This is a genomic window from Acinetobacter gyllenbergii, from assembly GCF_001682515.1.
Classification (GTDB): domain Bacteria; phylum Pseudomonadota; class Gammaproteobacteria; order Pseudomonadales; family Moraxellaceae; genus Acinetobacter; species Acinetobacter gyllenbergii.
In genome coordinates, this window is the sequence record NZ_KV575262.1 from 322656 (window position 1) to 343404 (window position 20749).

A 20749-nucleotide genomic window follows, 5' to 3' on the forward strand; every position below is an offset into this window, starting at 1 on the left:
TAAATCAGGATGCAGCTTATGAACCAATTACACAGTAAAATTAATGTTCGAAGTGAAGACTTCAAAACCAATCAACACGCCATGCAAACATTGGTCAGCGATCTGAAACAAGTGGCTCAAAAAGTAGCTTTAGGTGGTGGCGAAAATGCCCGTCAAAAGCATTTAGCCCGAGGCAAATTATTACCACGTGACCGTATTGACCAACTGATTGATGTCGGCACGGCTTTTTTAGAAATTGGTCAGTTGGCTGCTTACAAAGTTTATGAAGATGACATTCCTGCTGCGGGAGTGATTGCAGGGATTGGCCAAGTCAATGGTGTGACCTGCATGATCGTCGCCAATGATGCAACCGTCAAAGGTGGTACCTATTATCCATTGACGGTGAAAAAGCATTTACGTGCACAGGAAATTGCTGAGCAAAATCACTTGCCGTGTATTTATCTGGTGGATTCAGGCGGTGCATTCTTACCGATGCAAGATGAGGTGTTTCCTGATCGAGATCATTTCGGCCGTATTTTCTATAATCAAGCACGTATGTCGAGCCAAGGTATCGCCCAAATTGCGGTAGTGATGGGCAGCTGTACCGCTGGTGGTGCTTATGTGCCAGCCATGTCGGATGAAACCATTATTGTGCGTAATCAGGGTACGATTTTCCTCGGTGGCCCCCCTTTGGTGAAAGCCGCGACAGGTGAAGTGGTCAGCAGTGAAGATTTGGGTGGTGGTGATGTACATACTCGCCTGTCAGGGGTTGCCGATCATTTGGCCGAAAATGATGAACACGCGCTTGCGATTGCCCGTAACATCGTCGCCAATCTAAATAAAAAGCCCAATGAATTAAACAAACAGATAGATGAACCCCTGTTTGATGCCAACGAACTTTATGGCGTTGTACCCAGTGATGCACGTAAACCTTTTGATGTCCGTGAAGTAATTGCGCGTATTGTCGATGGATCACGTTTTGATGAATTTAAAGCTCGTTTTGGTTCGACCCTGATTACAGGTTTTGCTTCGCTTTACGGGATGCCTGTCGGCATTATTGCCAATAACGGCATTCTGTTTTCTGAGTCTGCACAAAAAGGCGCACACTTTATCGAGCTATGTACTCAACGTAATATCCCATTGCTATTTATCCAAAACATCACCGGCTTTATGGTCGGTCGTCAATATGAAAATGAAGGCATTGCCAAAAATGGTGCCAAGTTGGTGATGGCCGTTGCCACAGCCAATGTACCAAAGTTGACCCTGATTATTGGAGGTTCGTTTGGTGCAGGTAACTATGGTATGTGTGGACGTGCCTATTCTCCACGCTTTTTATGGACATGGCCAAACTCGCGTATTTCTGTGATGGGTGGTGAACAGGCTGCCAGTGTACTCTCAACCTTGAAACGTGATCAGATTGAGCAAAAAGGTGCACAGTGGTCAGCACAGGAAGAAGATGAGTTTAAACAACCGATTCGTGAACAATATGAACACCAAGGCCATCCGTATTATGCCTCTTCCCGTCTTTGGGATGACGGCGTCATTGATCCTGCTCAAACCCGTCATGTACTGGGTCTAAGCCTTGCTGCCGCATTAAATGCACCAATTCAGCCAACCAAATTTGGCGTGTTCCGCATGTAAGAGGTGTCTATGAGCTATCAATTTTTACAACTGGAACAACATGGTCAAGTGGCTTATGTGTGGCTAAACCGCCCTGAATTGCACAATGCTTTTAATACTACGGTGATTGAAGAATTACATGACTGCTTTAACAGTCTCAACACCCGAGATGATGTGCGTGTGGTGGTCTTGGCAGGACGGGGTAAAAGCTTTTCAGCAGGTGCTGACCTCAACTGGATGAAACAGGCAGGTCAAGCTTCGTCAGCAGAAAATGAAGCCGATGCTTTAAAACTTGCACAAATGCTGAATGCACTCGCGACCTTAAAGCAACCGACACTTGCGCGTGTGCATGGCATTGCCTTTGGTGGTGGCATGGGGTTAGCCTCGGCTTGTGATATTTGTATTGCCAGCACTGACGCCAAATTTGCCACCTCAGAAGTTCGACTTGGCCTTGCACCCTCTACCATTAGTCCCTATGTAATTCGTGCGATTGGAGCACGACAGGCTTCGCGTTATTTCTTAACTGCGGAACGGATCTCAGCACGGGAAGCTAAACAGATTGGCTTGGCTCATGAAGTCGCTGATACAGAAGACTTAGACCAGAAAGTTCAAGAAATTATTGATGCACTGTTACTCGGTGGCCCGCAGGCTCAGTCTGCATCAAAACAACTGATTCAAATGGTGAGCAACCAGACCATGAACAATGACTTGCTGCAACAGACAGCACAGCATATTGCTCAAGTTCGTCAAGGCAGCGAAGCCAAAGAAGGTTTGAATGCCTTTTTAAATAAACAACAGCCTGCATGGGTTTCTCACTCGAATAACAACAATTAAGGACGATCATCATGTTTGAAAAGATTTTAATTGCGAACCGTGGCGAGATTGCCTGCCGCGTGATTCGTACCGCAAAAAAACTCGGTATTGCAACGGTTGCGGTTTATTCTGATGCAGATGCCAATGCACAACATGTCAAAATGGCGGATGAAGCGATTTATATTGGGCAATCCCCTGCCACACAAAGTTATTTACAGGTAAATCGTATTATTCAGGCGGCGATTGATACAGGCAGCCAAGCAATTCACCCAGGTTATGGTTTCCTGTCTGAAAATGACCAGTTTGCCCTCTCTTGCCAGCAACATAATATTTGCTTTATTGGCCCACCTGTCGATGCGATTTTAGCTATGGGTCTCAAAGCGACCTCTAAAGCCTTGATGGAAAAAGCTGGTGTACCATTAACCCCCGGCTATCACGGAACCAATCAAGAGGCCGAGTTTTTAAAACAACAAGCCGATGCAATTGGCTATCCTGTGCTGATCAAAGCCAGTGCTGGCGGTGGTGGCAAAGGCATGAGCTTGGTTGAACGTAGTGAAGATTTCTTACAGTTCTTAGCCTCGTGTAAACGTGAAGCCAAATCCAGTTTTGGCAATGACGATGTATTGATTGAACGCTATGTGATTCAGCCTCGGCATATTGAAGTACAAGTGTTTGGCGATACGCACGGGAACTATGTACATTTATTTGAACGTGATTGTTCGGTACAACGTCGTCATCAAAAAGTACTTGAAGAAGCTCCTGCACCGCAAATGCCAGCTGAAAAACTGGATGCCATGCGTCAGGCTGCGATTGATGCTGCCCGTGCAGTGGATTACGTCGGTGCGGGTACAGTCGAGTTTATTGTGGAACAGGATGGTACCGCCTATTTCATGGAAATGAACACTCGCCTGCAAGTCGAACATCCTGTCACCGAAATGATTACCGGTGAAGATCTGGTGGAGTGGCAACTGCGTGTCGCTCATGGTGAACCGCTACCAAAACTGCAACATCAATTACAGATTCATGGTCATGCACTTGAAGCGCGTATTTATGCCGAAGAACCCGAAAAAGGCTTCTTACCTGCCATTGGCAAAATTGACTATTTACATTACCCAACGCAAAACCAGTTTGTGCGGGTCGACAGTGGCATTGTAGAAGGTGATGAAATCACCACCTATTACGATCCAATGATTGCCAAATTGATCGTTTGGGGTAAAAACCGTGAAGCAGCTTTGATCCAAATGCAACATGCACTCAGTCAATTCCACGTTGATGGTCTAGGGAACAACATTGCCTTTCTGCAAAAGATTGTTCGTTCTGATTCATTTAAACAGGCCAAACTGGATACCAATCTGATTCAGCGTGAACATGATTTCTTGTTCCAGCCTGAACAGATTAAACCTGAATTGGTCGTTGCCACAGCCTTTATCGAATTTTTAAGTAAACTGAATAGCAACCGCTCTAGCCAAAAACAGTTATGGCAAGCACAACCACTATGGCGTTTAAATATCGCCTTTAAGCAAACCATCAAACTGAACTATCTAGATCAGAATATTCACATCAAGCTGAGCTCGGCTGAACACGGTTTTAATGCGGAATATAACGGCGAAAGTTACCCTATTTCAGGGCAATTGCTGGATGCTCATACTGCGGTGATTCATCTCAATGGTACCCAACAAAAACTGTCTTTTAACCAGAATCCGCAAGGCATCACCCTATTCCATAACGGGCAAAGCCATAAATTTGGCTATATTCGCCAAAATTATCATCAGGATGATAGCCAAGCAGATCAAGGACACCTCAAAGCACCCATGCCGGGTGTGGTGACTCAGGTTCTGGTCGGTACCAATCATAACGTGAAAAAAGACGATATCCTGATGACGCTTGAAGCGATGAAAATGGAATACACCATTCGCGCACCGCAAGATGGCGTGATTATGAATGCCTATTTTCAGGTCGGGGATCAGGTCAAGGCTGGCGATGAACTGGTGGAATTTCAGCCTGTACAGGAGGAAGTTGCATGAGTGAATTTGTCAAAATCGTGGAGGTCGGCCCGCGTGATGGCCTGCAAAACGAAAAACAGGCGTTGACCGTCGAACAACGCCTAAACTTCATTCATGATCTGATCAATGCTGGACTAAAATCGATTGAAGTAGGTTCCTGTGTGTCAGCCAAATGGGTGCCGCAAATGGCGCAGAGTGATGAGTTGTTTAAGCAGCTGCCCCAGACAACCGATGTGCAATTCAGTCTGCTCACACCGAACATCAAAGGTTTTGAAACTGCTCAAGCGGTAGGATGCAAAGAAGTTGCGGTGTTTACCGCAGCTTCTGAAAGCTTTACCCGTAAAAATATTAATTGCTCGATTGATGAAAGTTTTGAAAAGTTTGCCGATGTCATGCGTGCAGCCAAAGCACAAAATATTCGTGTCCGTGGATATGTCTCTTGTATCGTGGATTGCCCTTATGAAGGTGCGATTGCGCCTGAGCAAGTGGCGAATGTGGTGAAACGACTGTATGACATGGGCTGTTATGAAGTCTCATTGGGTGAAACCATTGGGACCGCCACACCAGATCGGGTCGCAAAAGTCTGGCAATCCTGTCTGGCTGAACTCGACAGCCAAGTTTTGGCAGGACATTTTCACAATACTTATGGCATGGCGATTGCCAATATTTATCAGTCCTTACAACAAGGCATTCGTGTGTTTGATTCTTCACTGGCTGGTTTGGGTGGTTGCCCTTATGCCAAAGGTGCTTCAGGCAATGTCGCCACCGAAGATCTGTTCTATTTGCTCTCGCATATGGGCTTTGAAACAGGCATTGATTTAGAAAAGCTGATGCAGGCCAGCCAAAATATTAGTCATGTACTCAACCGCAAGAGCTTATCGAATTATGCCAATGCCTATTGGCAGACAAAATGTGCTTAGTTAAATCTAGATTCGGATTCACTTATCGTTTGGCAACAGACTTACTCAATTCAGCTTATCAGGTCGCAGCTTTATCTCGTTCTATTTAGGAATTGAGATTAAATCCCTCATGCGATTTAAAAATATATTATTCATCTCTGTAGAAAATGCCTCTTTATAAAGAAGCATTTTTTTAATTTTAATCCTTATTATTCTTTTTCTAACGCTCTCTCAAATTACTTATAAAAAATAATCCGTATCTTGCTGTATTTTTGGTGAAATATGTTGTTCGACCCACTCCAGCCATGCCCGTGTTTTTGCATCTACAAAATGACGAGATGGCAATAAGGTATACACCCCGATATCAGGTGATCGCCAAGCAGGTAAAATACGACGGAGTCGCCCTGCCCGAATCGCATCAATGGATGAAAAGGTTGGCAATAAAGCAATCCCCATATCCTGCTGTACCACATCCAGCAGCAATTCAGGTGTATCCGCAATTAACGGCCCAGTGATATCAATCTGATAAGAACAGCTGTTTTCACTGACCAAATGCCATTGTGGGGTAATTGACGGATTGACCAAACGTAAACAGGCATGCTTTTGCAAATCATCCAAGGATTGAGGTTCACCATACTTTTCCAGATAGGCAGGTGATGCACATAACACCGAAAAGATGGTCCCAATTCGACGCGCCACAAACCGTGAATCTGCCAAAGATTCAGTGAGATATAAACTGACATCAATACCTTTGCCGAGAAGATCAGGTACATTTTGCGAAGTCCGATATTCAACCGTAAGTTCAGGATAACTTTGACAGAATTCTGCCATCATCGGTGCTAGATAATGATGGCCAAAACTGGCCATACTCAACACGCGCAATCGCCCTTGTGGCCTAGCTGCCATGCCCATGGCTTGGGCTTCGGATTCCTCTACCATCGCCAGTACCTGTCGGCACTGCTCGGCATAGTTTGCACCAATTTCGGTCAAGGCATGCTGGCGGGTTGATCGTTGTAGTAGTTTTGTACCTAAACGCCCCTCTAATTCGCTAATTAATCGCGAAACTTGCGCAGTTGTCAGTTCCATCTGTTCAGCAGCAGCCGTAAAACTCCCGCTATCAATCACTTTCAGGAAGGCATGCATGGCATGTAACAATCCACCATCAAGATTTTTGCGCATAACGTAAATATCTTTTTCTAAATTACGCATTGTTGCACCAGTCTGGATCAACCACAATGACAAATATGTACATTGATTGAGCAGCTTTTTTTAATTACGCAGCCACTTAATCTTTTGCTTCAGATGTACTTACTCCAAATATTCAACCGGATGTTGAAAAAAGAAAGTAGTCAAAACTACATACAATTCTAAGGAGACATAAATGAATATAGCGACAAAAGTTACTCCAAAAATGATCGCTACTAAAGATGTATCACTGGACGATAAATATATCAGTGATCACGGTTCAGCCTACATGACAGGCATACAAGCACTGGTTCGGTTACCTCTAGCACAGACTCGCCGTGATGAATTGAACGGCTTACACACTGCCGGCTTCATTTCAGGTTATCGCGGTTCCCCTGTCGGCAACTATGATAATTTTCTTTGGCAAATTGGAGGCATACTTAAAGATCACAATGTCGTCTTTCAACCCGGTATCAATGAAGACCTCGCGGCGACTGCCATTTGGGGCACGCAACAAGCCAACCTTGCAGGCCAAGGCAAATATGATGGTGTTACTGCATGGTGGTATGGCAAAGGCCCAGGTGTAGATCGCTCAGGTGATGTACTTCGCCATGCCAACCTCGCAGGAACTGCCGAACATAGTGGCGTAGTTGCCCTGTTTGGGGATGACCATTCCTGTAAATCGTCGACTGTTCCCCACCAATCTGAACATGTGATGATGGGTTGTGGTATTCCAATTTTCTATCCAACTTCGGTGCAACATATTCTCGATTTGGGCGTCCACGCGGTGGCCATGTCACGTTTTGCTGGGGTCTGGACCTCGATGAAACTGGTCAGTGAAATCGTTGAAACTTCAGCTTCAGTGATTGTCGATCTCGATCGTGTCACACCTGTTTTACCTGAAATCGAGCTGCCTGCCAACGGCATCCATATTCGCTGGCCAGATCATGGCATCCAACAAGAACAACGGCTATATCAATATCGCTTACCCGCAGTATTGGCCTATGCGCGTGCCAATCAACTCAATCAGATCACATGGCCGTGTGAGCATGCCCGTATCGGCATTGCAGCCAGTGGTAAGGGTTATCTCGATACCATTGAAGCCTTACGCATCCTCGGCATTGAAAATGAAACAGCGCAACAACTGGGTCTTCGGGTCTATCAAGTCGGTTTAATCTGGCCTTTGGAACCACAAGGTTTACGTGAATTTGCTGAAGGTTTACAAGAACTGATTGTGGTCGAAGAAAAACGTCCAATTCTTGAAGCACAAATTAAAGACGAATTGTATTCCCTACCTGATGAGCAACGTCCGCATGTGATCGGCAAAGCACCTCATGGTAAAGGTGAATGGAGTACCTCATTTGAAGAAGCTCCATTGATTGGTCATTACGAGTTCCAGCCTGAGCCGATTGCCAAAATGTTGGCAGCACGGTTTTTAAAATTAGATTTGCCTGAAAGTTTAAGACAGCAAATCCAGAGTCGTGTCGATTTACTGCATAAAGCTGAGCAAGAATCACGCCGTGTACTAGATTTGGCCGAGCGTAAACCCTATTTCTGCAGCGGTTGTCCACATAATACCTCGACCGTCGTACCAGAAGGTAGTCGTGCACTGGGTGGCATCGGTTGTCACTATATTGCGGTGTCACTGGATCGCGGCACCGAAACCTTCTCGCAAATGGGTGGTGAAGGTGTCAGTTGGGCGGGTGCATCGCATTTCACCAATGAAAAGCATATTTTTGCCAATCTCGGTGATGGTACCTACTTCCATTCAGGCTATCTCGCGATTCGGCAAGCCATCGCTGCAAACATTAACATTACCTATAAAATCCTCTATAACGATGCGGTTGCCATGACGGGCGGCCAGCATGTCGATGGACATCTCAGTGTCGCGCAACTGACTCGCCAGCTCGATGCAGAAGGTATTAAAAAACAAGTCATTGTCACGGATGAACCTGAGCTGATCCATGCTGAAGAGCACCTTGCGCCACATGTCGAAATCCGCCATCGTAATGATCTTGATGCAGTACAACGTGAGTTACGTGATATTTCGGGGGTCACCGCTTTAATCTATGTGCAAACCTGCGCCAGTGAAAAGCGTCGTCGCCGTAAACGTGATGCTTACCCAGACCCAGCTGAACGCCTTTATATCAATAGTGACATTTGTGAAGGCTGCGGTGATTGTTCTAAAAAATCCAATTGCTTGTCGATTGAACCTGTCGAAACTGCATTAGGCACCAAACGTCAGATTAACCAAAGCAGCTGTAATAAAGACTTCACCTGTGTCGAAGGCTTCTGCCCAAGCTTTGTCACTGTGCATACCCGAGATATGAAACGCCCCGCCAAGTTTGAAGGTTTTGCCACAGGTTGGCCTGAACGCCCCATCATTCCTCAACTTGTTGATACGCCGAATCGTATTATGGTCGGTGGTGTTGGCGGTACAGGTGTGGTCACCGTTGGAGCTTTACTGGGTATGGCAGCCCATCTGGAAGGCAAAGCCACCCGTGTCATGGACATGGCTGGGCTGGCGCAAAAAGGCGGTACGGTGTATTCCTATATCCAAATTGCCGCAGATGATGCGCAAATATCATCGACTAAAATTCCAGAACATCAATGTGATCTATTGATTGGTGCAGATGCTATTGTCGCAGGCAGTAATGCCGCGCTATCCCGTTTAAAACAAGATGCGATGGTAATCGTCAATGAAGATGGTTCACCGACCTCTGACTTTATTAACAAGCGCGACTGGTATGCACCGATTAACGATTTAATTGATCGTCTGCGTGGCCGTGTCCACAAAGAAAATCTGCTCGCCTTACCTGCTGCACGAATCGCAACACAGGTTTTAGGCGATGCGATCTATGCCAATCAACTGCTCTTGGGGATGGCTTGGCAATCAGGACAAATTCCTCTGTTACGTGAAAGTATTGAAAAAGCCATCCAACTGAATGGCACGGCGATTGACAAAAATCTTGAAGCCTTCCGTATTGGTTGCCATCTCGCCAGCGATCCAGACTTAGTCACTGCTTTACTCGCCAGCCTGCCAAGAACCAATGCGCCACAAACACTCACTGAACTCATCAACGATCGCACGATACGTCTGCAAGACTATTGGGATGAGGCTTATGCAGATCGCTACAGAATGCTGTTAGAACAAGTGGCTAAATTGCTTCCTGAAGCATTGGCAAGCACCATCGCAACCCAACTATATCGAGTCATGGCCTATAAAGATGAATACGAGGTTGCCCGCTTGTTAACAGGTGCAAGCTTTAAAAAATCAATCGAATCTCAATTCGGAAGTGGTGTCCGTCTTTCCTATCATCTTGCACCACCGACCTTGGGTACCGATCAAAATATCCGTAAACGTATCTTTGGCTATTGGATGCGCTTTCCAATGATGTTGCTGGCACGTTTACAATGGCTGCGCGAAAGCTTCTTTGATCCATTTACTCATCAGCAAGAGCGCCAACATGAACAGGCATGGCGAGAACGTTATATCGCCTTTGTTGAAACCCTGATCTCATCGCCAAACAGCTATAATTTGGCTATTGCAGAACAGATTGCCGAACTACCTGCTGAAGTGCGTGGCTTTGGACATATCAAAATGCAGGCCATGCAAGTCGCAAACCAACGCTGGGATGAGCTATCTAAAGAACTCAGCAATAAAGGCTAATGCCTTAAAATAAATCACTGACTGGGCATGTCAAATAACAAATGATAGGCTCCGTCAGTCGATTCACAATTAAAAGTTGGTAGGACTGACTGATGATTTGAACTGAGAATATTTATCCATTAATACCCCTTCAAAGTGTCCACCTGATTTAATAATGCTTGCCCTTGAATAACACGCTGATCATTTTCTAAAATTTGATTCACCACAACCGACCAAGGTGCATGTGAAGCAACATGTGGCGTGATCACCACTTTTTCATGTTGCCAAAGTGGATGATTTTCAACTAAGAGTTCTTTTGCAAAGACATCCAAAATTGCACCACGTAAACGTCCAGAATCCAGATAATTTAATAAATCCTGCTCAACCAGATGCTGACCACGACCACAATTGATGATACAGGCCTGTTCAGGAAGCAAATCAAATAAATATTTTGATAAAATACCCTGATTATTTTCTGTAAGTGGTAATAAATTAATCAGAATTTCAGCCTGTCCCAAGAACGTGTCAAAATCTTCATCACCTGCATAACAGCTCACATGTGCAATATTTTTCGGGCTACGAGACCAACCAGACACTTGATAACCGAGCGCAGCAAATTGCTTGGCCATATATCCGCCCATTTGCCCCAAGCCCATAATTCCAATTTTCAATTCAGCATGTTCTCGTTGTGGATACTGCCGCCATTGTTGTTGTTTCTTCTGTCTAAAAGCCTGATCAAAAAATCGTTGATAATATAAAATGCCCCACTGCAAATAATCGAACATACCTTTTTGATGTAACTGATCGACCACCCGACAGACTTTATACTGCGTGCCAATTCGCTGCAAATTCAGATGCTCAACACCAGCAGCCATTGAATGAATCAGTTTTAATTCAGGCAATTTTTCTAAATGATCCAGATCCGGAAACCACGAAACTGCAGTGGTCGCAGATTGAGCCTGTTCGCTGTCGGCTAGGCAATACGAACCTTGTGGTGCGTATTGTAAAAAAGCATCTTCAAGCCATTTTTGAACTTTGGGTACAGTCGTGGCAATCACAATCATGTGCAGTATTCCTCACGTTGCAGTTCAATTAAAGACAAGGCTGCATTCCAGGCATTTAGAATAATTTTTTCAACACCTGCGGATTCGAATTGCTGGGTGGTATGTTCACACACCGCTTCTAAGGGAAAATGGAGTTCTGTTCCCCCTGCCAGTGCCTTGATTTGTGCCTGACATGCACGCTCTAGAAAGTAAATTTCATGAAATGCACGCTGCACACTATCGCCAGTTGCCAACAATCCATGATTTCTTAAAATCATCACACGATTGTCTCCTAAATCATCGACCAATCGCGCTCTTTCTTCCGTCAGTAAAGCAACTCCTTCATACTCGTGATAACTGACTTTTTTATAAAATTTCAGTGCGTGTTGCGAGATGGGTAACAAGCCATGCTTCTGTGCTGAAACTGCAATTCCATCTGCGGTATGGGTATGGATTACACAGTGAATATCTTCACGCGCTGTATGCAAGGCTGAATGAATGACAAAACCAGCCACATTCACCGTTTTACCAGCATCATAATGTTCTACGATATTGCCTTCACTATCTATTTTAACCAAATCAGAGGCTTTCATTCTTTCAAATGGAATACCATAATGATTAATCAGAAAATGCCCTTTCTCATCTGCTACACGTAGGCTGATATGGGTATCAACAAGATCTGTCATACGATAATAGGCAATCAATCGATATAGAGCAGCTAACTGACAACGTGCTTCCCATTCGGTTGTCGAAACCATTTCTTTTAGACTCATGTTATCTCCTTATTTAAGTGCTTACGATATCAAGTACTATTTTTCATTTTTTGGATGTAAATGTCATGCACAGTCAATGTATCTAGCTAAAGTCAGGTTTCCTCTTTTGCATAAATGCTGCCACACCCTCTTTATAGTTATCTGATTGTCCTGCAATACGTTGAAATTCACGCTCCAGCTGCAATTGCTCAGCAAGGGTGTTGTGTGTAGCACGGTTTAAAGCTTGTTTAATCAATGCAATCGAACTACTGGGTTGCTCCGCTAACTGTTCAGCCAATGCGGTGACATTTGCATCGAAAAGCTCATCTTCATAAACCTCCCAGATCAACCCCCAATTCAAGGCTTTCTGGGCAGAAAGCTTGTCTCCCAACATGGTCAGCCCTTTTGCTCGCGCCAAACCGATCAACTGCGGTAAATTCCATGTGCCGCCTGCATCAGGAATTAAACCGACTTTGCAAAAAGACTGTATGAATGAAGCAGACTGTTTGGCCACCACCAAATCACAGGCGAATGCCAGATTGGCACCTGCACCAGCAGCTACACCATTCACTGCAGCGATTACAGGTTTGGTCATGTCTGTAATTTTAAGCACCAGAGGATTATAGAATTTTTCTAAAGCAGCTCCTGCATCATAATCTGGGGCAGCAATGACAGTATGACTTCTTGATCTTAAATCCTGTCCAGCACAAAAACCTTTACCTGCGCCAGAGATCACAATCACTTTTATTTCCTTCGAAACTGCCCAAAGGTCTAAAACTGCTGCAATTTCACGGTGCATGTGTTCATTGAAACTATTCAGTACTTCTGGGCGATTAAGCGTTAAATAACCGACACAGTTCTGTTGACGAATCAAAATATGTTCAAAATCCATTTGTCACTACTCTCTGAAAAAATTTACAAGCTGTAGACCAGACTCAGAATGAAAAGGCGTCCTCATCAAGTTCCATCACGGACTCTGCTCCAGACTCAATAGAAGCAGCATAGCTCTGTGTACGATGTAAAAGTTTTTGATAGAAAAACTTCGCTGTACTGAGTTTGGCCTGATAGAATTTTTGCTCTTGCGTGCCTTCGGCTAGTTTTTCATGGGCAACTTGTGCCATACGCGCCCAAAGATAGGCGAATACCACATAGCTGGAAAAATAAAGATAATCGACTGAAGCAGCACCAATTTCTTCAGGATCTTGCTTGGCTTTCTCTGCAATCGTTTTAGTCAGTGTCAACCACTGTTGTTTAAGCTCAGCTAATCTTTCTAAATAAGGTTTCAAGACTTCATTGGATTGCTGTTCACTAACAAACTGCTCAATTAAATCCGTCATGTTTTTTAACAGTTTTCCTTCAGACTTCAGTACTTTTCGCGCCAGTAAATCTAAAGACTGGATTTCAGTGGTACCTTCATACAAGGTGGATATTCTTGCATCGCGTACAATTTGCTCCATTCCATGCTCTACAATAAAGCCATGACCGCCAAATACTTGAACACCATGCTTGGCAGACTCATTGCCTGATTCTGTTAAAAATGCTTTGGCTATCGGAGTTAAAAAGGCCAGTAATTCATCCGACATTTTGCGTTGCTCGGGATCATCTGAAGTTTCAACAATATCGACATGCTTAGCCAGAAAATAGGCCAAGGCACGCCCACCCTCTGAAAATGCTTTTTGCGTCATTAACATGGCGCGTACAGCAGGATGAACAATAATGGGGTCCGCATTTTTATCAGGACATTTTGCTCCAGATAAAGAACGCATTGCCAAGCGATCTTTGGCATAAGCTAAAGCACCTTGAAATGAAATCTCAGAGGCAGCCAGACCTTGTACAGCAGTGCCAATCCGGGCGGTATTCATAAAGGTAAACATACAATTGAGCCCACGGTTTTCAGGACCAATTAGATAACCTTTTGCAGCATCAAAATTTAAAACACAGGTTGCGTTACCATGAATCCCCATCTTATGTTCAATCGCACTACACAGCACATTGTTTCGATCTTGCACATTGCCCTGAGTATCTACATTAAATTTCGGCACAATAAACAGAGAAATCCCTTTAGTGCCTGTCGGCGCATCTGGTAAACGAGCCAACACAATGTGGATAATATTTTCTGAAAGATCATGTTCCCCTGCGGAAATAAAAATCTTTTCTCCTGTGATGGCATAACTTCCATCTGAATTCGGTTCAGCCTTGGTACGAATCAAGCCTAAGTCTGAACCTGCATGCGATTCCGTTAAACACATGGTTCCTGTCCAAACACCACGGATCAGCTTGCTTAAAAATACCTGTTTTTGCTGTTCAGTGCCGTGATGCTCAATGGTTCGCATCGCACCGTGCGACAAACCAGGATACATTGCCCATGCCCAGTTTGAACCACAAAGCATCTCTGAAATCGCAATCCGGAGCAATGTGGGTAAGCCCTGCCCGCCATATTCCGGACCAGCAGTGAGTGAGGTAAAGCCGAGCTCCACATATTTATCATAAGCTTCTTTAAAGCCCTGCGGGGTGGTCACAAAACCTTGATCTAAATGACAACCTTCTTGATCACCATTTTGATTGATTGGAGCCAGTTCATTTTCACAAAAATCTGCTGCTGCTTCCAAATATTGATCCACCAGTTCACGACTGACGACATCCTGATATTTAGATAATTTTTGGTAATTTTGTTCGGTTTGAAGCAATTCATGTAGTACAAATTGCATATCGCGTTGAGGAGCTTTGTATAAAGGCATGATTTTTTCCCTTGTCTTTCTTCCCTGAAGAGACAGCACTGCTCCTGAGGGAACTTTTATTTTTCCTAACCTCAAAAATATCAAATAAATTTCTTATTGCAAAATTTATTTTCATTTTAATAATGCTTATTTTGTTTAAAACACCAATAAACTTCTATCACAAAACATAGTTTATTGTATTTTAACAAATATTTTAATTAATCATGATTAACAGCAGAAATTAAAGAGAATTTAAAATTTTGTTTTACGAAATAATATTCCGTAAAAATTTAATTTATAGTATTGTGATGAGATTGCTTAAATATCCAAGGACGATTTATGGATAACCCGAAATATACTGGTCTTGAATTTTTAACGGCTTTAAAAAATGGTGAGGTGTCTCCTTCTCCTATGGCCCACACGCTACCTATGGAACTCATTGAGGTTTCAAAAGGAAAAGCAACCTATAAAGTTACTCCTGGACAGGAACATCGAAATATACAAGGCGGTGTACATGGCGGTTTTTGTGCAACAGCTCTGGATACCGTTACAGGGAGTGCAGCGCATACCTTACTGGAACATGGGGTTGGTTATGGCACCATCGACCTAAATGTAAAAATGATTCGCCCCATGCAGATTGATACGTCTTACTATGCGACAGCCGAGTTAATTAATGCGGGCCGAAATATTATTAGTACCGAAGGTAAAATCGTAGATGAAAACGGCAAAGTGTATGCCTTTGCCTCGGCAACCTTAATGATCATTCGCAAAACATAGCAAGAGCAATATCAAACTCCTCTTTATAGTGCTTTTTTCTGCGCCTCTGCGTTATTCATTGCATGAAAATCTAGGCGATCAATCATAAAACTGATGATTGCCATCATTACTCCAAGTATCACACATGCCGTCCACCCCCAATGTTTCCAAGCATATACGGCAATAAAGGAACCTAGAGCCGCTCCGCCAAAATATAAGGTCATATAAATAGAATTAATACGAGAACGCGCTTCCGCCGAAATTCGATAGACTAGATTTTGATTTAAAACATGAAATGCCGACAAACCGAAATAAGCCATAACAACCCCAACAGCGTAAGCAACTAGAGACTGCTGTGCAAAAAATAGCGGTATCCATGCACTTATTAATAGCCCCATACAAATCATCGCAATTTTATTTTCAAGCCCTGCCGCAATTTTCTTACCTGCCCAAGGGGTCGCAAATACGCCAGCCAAGCCAACAATTCCAAATAAACCAATCTGAAAATCGTTAAAGTGATAAGGCTCATTCGCCAAAATAAAAGTCATGGTGGTAAAAATCAGAGCCAAAATTCCAAAGCCAATTCCTCCGGCAAAACCACGGCGCAGTAAATGAGGCTGATGAGCTGCTAATGAAAATAATGAACCATAAATCTGTAGAATATTGAGTTGGTGAGACTTACGTGCAACTGGCAACTTCATCCACATCACCCAAGCAAACCCCAAAATGACAATTCCGCTAATCAAATAAACCGCGTGCCAAGACCAAATTGTAGAAAGTAAGCCTGCAATAGAACGTGCCAATAATATTCCCAAAAACAAACCACTCATGAGAGTGCCTACAACTTGAGGACTTTTTTGTGGGCTGGCTAAACCTGCGGCGAAAGGAACTAAAACTTGAGTTGCAATAGAAAAGAATGTCGCTAAAAAGGTAAAGCCATATAAAACTGGCAAGGTTTGACTCAAGGATAGCCCTACTTGTGCAAGGCCTGTACAACACATAAGCAAGCAAATATAACTTCGCTTTTCAAAAAAGTCACCTAAGGGAACCAGAATAAAAAGGCCAACTGCATATGACAGTTGGCTAATGACAATGGTTAAAGCAACTTGATCGGCATTGACTTTTAATGCATCTGCTATTGAATAAATCAACGGCTGGTTATAATAGTTTGAACCCGCACAAATTCCACATGTCATCGCCATGATAAAAATAAAGCTTTTTGACAATATCGCGTCTGTATCGAGCCGAGCTATTTTATCCATGTTCCCTTGCCTTATTTTTAAAACTTATACATCGACACAAAGTTAAGGCGTGACACATCCGCCGTTCTGCCATCAAATACCTCACGTTTTCCTTGATGATATTCCATCCCAATATCAATTTGCTCGGCAGGTGAATAGAAGACATTGACGGCGTAATCAGTTAAGCGTTTATTGGCATCCTGATTCAGTTTGGCATATTCAGTGTTGTCATCATATTCAAATAGCGAAGCCGATACATTGGTACGCCATTGATCATTGAATTTATACGAATAACCGAGATTAAAACTGTTTAGCTTATTCATCATTAAATCGGTTTTATCCTGATCTAAAGAGAAATCCCCTGCTGCATTCAATGGCGTAGCATTCACCAACCCACTTTGCGTGGTATAAGGCATGAACTTTTGATCACCTACAATATATTGATAGTTCGCCTGAACAGATTGCTGTGGATCAAGTTGATATTTGAGTCCCGCACCCGCTCCCCAGCTGACTTTCTTGACCGTCTCTTTTGCCACGTCCACAGATTTCTCATTCACAAAGCCTTGAGCCAATGTCATTAACGGTCCTTGCTTGAAGGTATATCGCCCCGTCAATGTTGGAAAAGCGGAAACACGTGAACCCGTATATTCAAATGCCACTTTCAAATCATGATTCTGATCAATTTTCCAGTCATAACGCACCTGAGGTGTGCGTGTATAAGATGTACCGATAAACTGGGTGTAATCGACCGATTCTGTTCGGGTTTCCATATTGGACATTAATGACCAGGTTTGGCCAAAGGTCCAGTCTTTATAGGTAAAATAAGCATGGCGAATACGGAATTTACCATCACCAGTTCCCATATTGGAACTATCAAAGAAATCAGCCTCCACATTTCCTTTGATCGCCGTGTCTGGACTGTTGAAATAGACACCGAGTCGGCTGGCATTTATGCTTGCATCCGAACGGGAATGGTTTGAGCGTTGCGCGCTTTCAAATGGAGTTCGATAGATACTGCTTGTGGTTCTACCGCCTGAATCTGGAGAAGACTTAAAATCAACCGCGGCATCTAGTCGGGCAATTCCATAGACTTTAACATTATCTGTCCATGTCACCCAAGAAGGTGCAACGGGCTTTTCTGTTACCGTTGCTTTAGTTTTTTCTATGTTCTCTTCAATCTTTACTTGTTTGACCTGTAAATTATTTTGAGTTTGTTTTTGAGCCGCAAGTTCTGCTTTTAATTTTTGCAGCTCGGTTTCTAGCAAATTAATTCTTTGTTCTGTGATATCAGAAGAATTTGCAAAAATAGTCCCTGAAGCCGCAGCGCAAGCTGCAGCTAAAATTAATTTTTTCATCTTTTAGTCCTTTAAGAAGCCTTTCCCGTGGGTGTAAGGCTAAACCACTGTCGCGTCAATCAATGGACAGGCTGTCAGCGCCTGTAATTCATCAAAACTTAAACCCGCTACCATTTCCGTGACATAGGCTTGTTGATCTTTGAGCTCAATAATGCATAAATCGGTATAAATACGATCTACGCACTGTTCCCCAGTTATTGGATAAGTGAGCGCATCAACAATTTTTGCTTCACCTTTTTTAGTCACATGTTCCATATAGACATAAATACTTTTTGCACCCACAGCCAGATCCATTGCACCACCGACAGCAGGTACATCATCGGGCTTACCTGTATGCCAGTTGGCTAAATCTCCATTGACAGCCACCTGAAAAGCGCCAATAACACAAATGTCCAAGTGCCCACCACGCATGATGTCAAAAGAATCACCATGATGCATAAAGCAGCCACCGTCCAGCAAAGTCACCAACTCCTTGCCTGCATTGACCAAATCTTCGTCTTCTTGGCCAGGTTGTGGAGGTGGTCCAAAAGCCAAAACACCATTTTCAGAATGCAGAAATATCTCTTTATCCTTAGGTAGATACTTGGCCACATTGGTCGGCAAGCCAATTCCTAAATTCACATAAGAACCTTCAGGAATATCTTGTGCAATCAACATGGCAATTTCTTCTCGAGAACGTTTTTGAACTGACATTAAATATCTCCTACTTTCACAACATGCTGCACAAAAATTCCAGGTGTAATAATGCATTCAGGATCAAGTGTTCCAATTTCAACGGTATCGTTGACCTGAACAATGGTTGTTTTTGCTGCTTTGGCCATAATCGGACCAAAGTTTCGTGCAGCCTTCCGATAGGTTAAATTTCCCCAGCGATCAGCTTTGTCGGCATAAATTAGGGCAAAATCAGCTTCGATTGGATATTCAAGTACATAATTTTTACCGTTAATGGTTCGCGTTTCTTTACCTTCAGCAATTTTAGTTCCGTAGCCTGTAGGCGTAAAAATGGCCCCTAAACCAGCGCCTGTGGCTTGAATGCGACAAGCTAGGTTGCCTTGCGGCACGAGTTCTAACTCAATTTTTCCTGCACGGTACAAGTCTTGAAATACAGTTGAGCCTGCCGACTTTGGAAATGAGCTAATCATTTTTTTCACACAACCTGCGATGATCAATTTTGTTAATCCCCGATCACCGGAAGCGGCATTGTTATTCACAATGGTCAGCTCTTTTTTCCCCAGATCAATTAAAGCTTCAATGAGCTCAGCAGGTTGGCCTGTGACCCCAAAGCCACTTGTCATGATAGTTGCACCATCTGGAATTGCTTTTAAAATCGGTTCAATATTCTGGGTGATTTTATTTATCATCTCACGTATCCCTTTTCATCATTCAATTGAAGTAACAGCTCAAGCCATCACTCTGCTTTTTGCGGGTTAAATAGTCGGTCTTTAATAAATAACAATGGAATTACACCGCAGATAAAATAAGCACCCGCCATCACTAATAGACCTAAACCAATCGAGCCATTTTGAGATAGAAAACCAATTGTTAATGGAGAGAAAATAGAAAGTACTTTACCAATGTTATAAGCGCCACCCACTGCCGAACCCCGAATAGAAGTCGGGAAACTTTCTGTCATATAGGTGGCATTAATGGCGTAAGGAATACCGTAAAGGAAACCGAAGAACAGCATCATCCATAAAATATTGGTTGGTGTATTTAAATAGACAATGACTGGAATAAATAAGGCTGTACCAATGGTTCCGAAAGCAAATACAGCGCGACGTCCTAATTTATCGGCAATAATTCCTGCAATCACTTTGGCGAACATCATAATCAGGAAAGTACCGACCATATACATAGCCATTTCTTTAAATTTGATGCCAAGATCAGATTCTAAATAAGCTGGTAACCAGTTACTCACCCCGTAATAACCGAACTGCAATGCACCTGTACTAATAATCCAAAGTACAAACATGGTGCCGTGTTTCTTATCTCTTAAAATTTCAATATATGGGTTTTGACGTTTTTTAGGTTGGTTACTTTGAGCGACTTCTAGCGCTTTTAATTGACGTGCTTTTTTCCAAGACTCAGGTTCAGGTACACAAAAGTGCATTAAAATTGACAACACCACAGGCGTGATTGCAATCCAATAAAGGAAACGCCAGCCATGTTCAGGAATAATATGACCTGCTAATAAAGTCGCTAACAAAGAACCTAAGGTATAACCCGTCATAAGAGTAGCCAAAACAGTCGAGCGATGTTTTGTTGGCACCATTTCTGACATTAAAATATTACAAGCAATATAGAGCGCACCTAAGCCCATCGCTCCAAAAGTTCTTAAAACTGCAAATTGCATATAAGAGTCAGTAAAACCCAGCGCACTGGTTAAAACTGAAGAATAAGCAATAAAAAACACAATAATGCGCACCCGTCCAAAACGGTCACAAGCCCAACCACCAATCAGGCCACCAATTGCTGAACCTAAAAGTGTTAAACTGCCTAATGTGCCAGCTTGTACACCCGTTAAATGAAATTCTGTTTTAAGACTGGTCAGGCTCAATGCCAAAAAACCTAAATCTGCCCCATCACACAACAATGTTAAAAAAGCGAATATAAATGCGGTAATCCAAATCTTTTTAGGTGTTTGAATCGCTTCCCCGCGATCCCTTTCTTGTATAGCTGTTTCTGTCGTCATGTCCATATCCTCAGCAAGAATATGAGGCATCCCCTGCCTCATGGC

16 protein-coding genes are annotated in these 20749 nt (G+C 43.3%); 6 read left to right on the forward strand and 10 right to left on the reverse strand.

The features are described 5' to 3' along the window. Positions 1-18 precede the first annotated feature (18 nt). From NG55_RS07540 to NG55_RS07555, 4 genes are read left to right on the forward strand one after another with little or no spacing between them, the layout of a single operon-like run. Positions 19-1620 (forward strand): carboxyl transferase domain-containing protein, encoded by a 1602-nt coding sequence (locus NG55_RS07540; protein WP_065342885.1) that lies wholly within the window; start codon positions 19-21, stop codon positions 1618-1620. Between the two features lie 9 nt (positions 1621-1629). Continuing rightward, a complete protein-coding gene (locus NG55_RS07545; RefSeq protein WP_065342886.1) occupies positions 1630-2433 on the forward strand; it encodes an enoyl-CoA hydratase/isomerase family protein in 804 nt (267 codons plus the stop codon). A gap of 11 nt (positions 2434-2444) precedes the next feature. Continuing rightward, a complete protein-coding gene (locus NG55_RS07550; protein WP_065342887.1) occupies positions 2445-4436 on the forward strand; it encodes an acetyl/propionyl/methylcrotonyl-CoA carboxylase subunit alpha in 1992 nt (663 codons plus the stop codon). Next, positions 4433-5335, forward strand: coding sequence for a hydroxymethylglutaryl-CoA lyase (locus NG55_RS07555; RefSeq protein ID WP_065342888.1), 903 nt, complete (start codon positions 4433-4435; stop codon positions 5333-5335). The genes NG55_RS07550 and NG55_RS07555 overlap by 4 nt, the downstream gene beginning before the upstream one ends. A gap of 219 nt (positions 5336-5554) precedes the next feature. Here NG55_RS07555 and NG55_RS07560 read toward each other — a convergent pair whose 3' ends face one another. Next, on the reverse strand, positions 5555-6493 hold the full coding sequence (locus NG55_RS07560; protein ID WP_032865698.1) for a LysR family transcriptional regulator: 939 nt from the start codon (positions 6491-6493) through the stop codon (positions 5555-5557). Positions 6494-6695: 202 nt separating this feature from the next. Between NG55_RS07560 and NG55_RS07565 the strand changes: the two genes are divergently transcribed. After that, a complete protein-coding gene (locus NG55_RS07565) occupies positions 6696-10169 on the forward strand; it encodes an indolepyruvate ferredoxin oxidoreductase family protein (protein WP_065342889.1) in 3474 nt (1157 codons plus the stop codon). 119 nt (positions 10170-10288) lie between these two features. On the opposite strand, the gene NG55_RS07570 is transcribed toward NG55_RS07565, so the two are convergent. From NG55_RS07570 to NG55_RS07585, 4 genes are all read right to left on the reverse strand, one after another. Then, positions 10289-11212 (reverse strand): 2-hydroxyacid dehydrogenase, encoded by a 924-nt coding sequence (locus NG55_RS07570; RefSeq protein ID WP_065342890.1) that lies wholly within the window; start codon positions 11210-11212, stop codon positions 10289-10291. After that, a complete protein-coding gene (locus tag NG55_RS07575; RefSeq protein ID WP_065342891.1) occupies positions 11209-11964 on the reverse strand; it encodes a class II aldolase/adducin family protein in 756 nt (251 codons plus the stop codon). The genes NG55_RS07570 and NG55_RS07575 overlap by 4 nt, the downstream gene beginning before the upstream one ends. Before the next feature lie 82 nt (positions 11965-12046). Next, complete coding sequence (gene paaG / locus NG55_RS07580) at positions 12047-12835, reverse strand: 2-(1,2-epoxy-1,2-dihydrophenyl)acetyl-CoA isomerase PaaG (protein WP_065342892.1); 789 nt, start codon at positions 12833-12835, stop codon at positions 12047-12049. Positions 12836-12878: 43 nt separating this feature from the next. After that, on the reverse strand, positions 12879-14681 hold the full coding sequence (locus NG55_RS07585) for an acyl-CoA dehydrogenase C-terminal domain-containing protein (RefSeq protein ID WP_065342893.1): 1803 nt from the start codon (positions 14679-14681) through the stop codon (positions 12879-12881). A 303-nt stretch (positions 14682-14984) separates the two neighbouring features. On the opposite strand from NG55_RS07585, the gene NG55_RS07590 reads away from it, so the two are divergent. Beyond that, positions 14985-15437 (forward strand): PaaI family thioesterase, encoded by a 453-nt coding sequence (locus NG55_RS07590; RefSeq protein WP_141669887.1) that lies wholly within the window; start codon positions 14985-14987, stop codon positions 15435-15437. Positions 15438-15460: 23 nt separating this feature from the next. On the opposite strand, the gene NG55_RS07595 is transcribed toward NG55_RS07590, so the two are convergent. Genes NG55_RS07595 through NG55_RS07615 form a run of 5 tightly spaced genes read right to left on the reverse strand, consistent with a single transcriptional unit; the run spans position 15461 to position 20704 of the window. Further along, positions 15461-16678, reverse strand: a complete 1218-nt coding sequence (locus NG55_RS07595; RefSeq protein WP_016541031.1) for an MFS transporter — start codon at positions 16676-16678, stop codon at positions 15461-15463. A gap of 17 nt (positions 16679-16695) precedes the next feature. Beyond that, positions 16696-18012: an outer membrane trimeric porin-like protein DcaP gene (gene dcaP, locus NG55_RS07600; RefSeq protein WP_065342894.1), complete on the reverse strand. Its 1317-nt coding sequence runs from the start codon at positions 18010-18012 to the stop codon at positions 16696-16698. A 39-nt stretch (positions 18013-18051) separates the two neighbouring features. Further along, the gene (locus NG55_RS07605; RefSeq protein WP_065342895.1) at positions 18052-18705 is read right to left on the reverse strand and encodes a 3-oxoacid CoA-transferase subunit B; all 654 of its coding nucleotides are present in this window, start codon (positions 18703-18705) and stop codon (positions 18052-18054) included. After that, entirely contained in the window at positions 18705-19373 is a 669-nt protein-coding gene (locus NG55_RS07610; protein ID WP_005316637.1) for a 3-oxoacid CoA-transferase subunit A, read from the reverse strand. The genes NG55_RS07605 and NG55_RS07610 overlap by 1 nt, the downstream gene beginning before the upstream one ends. Before the next feature lie 47 nt (positions 19374-19420). Further along, positions 19421-20704, reverse strand: a complete 1284-nt coding sequence (locus tag NG55_RS07615; protein WP_212749887.1) for an MFS transporter — start codon at positions 20702-20704, stop codon at positions 19421-19423. Between the last annotated feature and the right edge of the window lie 45 nt (positions 20705-20749).

What these genes read in the sequence shown, in the direction of transcription:
- NG55_RS07555 (WP_065342888.1), top strand. Translation starts at nt 4,433, where the DNA reads ATGAGTGAATTTGTCAAAATCGTGGAGGTCGGCCCGCGTGATGGCCTG.
- NG55_RS07575 (WP_065342891.1), bottom strand. Translation starts at nt 11,964, where the DNA reads ATGAGTCTAAAAGAAATGGTTTCGACAACCGAATGGGAAGCACGTTGT.
- NG55_RS07560 (WP_032865698.1), bottom strand. Translation starts at nt 6,493, where the DNA reads ATGCGCAAAAATCTTGATGGTGGATTGTTACATGCCATGCATGCCTTC.
- NG55_RS07570 (WP_065342890.1), bottom strand. Translation starts at nt 11,212, where the DNA reads ATGATTGTGATTGCCACGACTGTACCCAAAGTTCAAAAATGGCTTGAA.
- NG55_RS07610 (WP_005316637.1), bottom strand. Translation starts at nt 19,373, where the DNA reads ATGATAAATAAAATCACCCAGAATATTGAACCGATTTTAAAAGCAATT.
- NG55_RS07615 (WP_212749887.1), bottom strand. Translation starts at nt 20,704, where the DNA reads ATGACGACAGAAACAGCTATACAAGAAAGGGATCGCGGGGAAGCGATT.
- paaG (WP_065342892.1), bottom strand. Translation starts at nt 12,835, where the DNA reads ATGGATTTTGAACATATTTTGATTCGTCAACAGAACTGTGTCGGTTAT.
- NG55_RS07550 (WP_065342887.1), top strand. Translation starts at nt 2,445, where the DNA reads ATGTTTGAAAAGATTTTAATTGCGAACCGTGGCGAGATTGCCTGCCGC.
- NG55_RS07585 (WP_065342893.1), bottom strand. Translation starts at nt 14,681, where the DNA reads ATGCCTTTATACAAAGCTCCTCAACGCGATATGCAATTTGTACTACAT.
- NG55_RS07540 (WP_065342885.1), top strand. Translation starts at nt 19, where the DNA reads ATGAACCAATTACACAGTAAAATTAATGTTCGAAGTGAAGACTTCAAA.
- NG55_RS07545 (WP_065342886.1), top strand. Translation starts at nt 1,630, where the DNA reads ATGAGCTATCAATTTTTACAACTGGAACAACATGGTCAAGTGGCTTAT.
- NG55_RS07605 (WP_065342895.1), bottom strand. Translation starts at nt 18,705, where the DNA reads ATGTCAGTTCAAAAACGTTCTCGAGAAGAAATTGCCATGTTGATTGCA.
- NG55_RS07595 (WP_016541031.1), bottom strand. Translation starts at nt 16,678, where the DNA reads ATGGATAAAATAGCTCGGCTCGATACAGACGCGATATTGTCAAAAAGC.
- NG55_RS07565 (WP_065342889.1), top strand. Translation starts at nt 6,696, where the DNA reads ATGAATATAGCGACAAAAGTTACTCCAAAAATGATCGCTACTAAAGAT.
- dcaP (WP_065342894.1), bottom strand. Translation starts at nt 18,012, where the DNA reads ATGAAAAAATTAATTTTAGCTGCAGCTTGCGCTGCGGCTTCAGGGACT.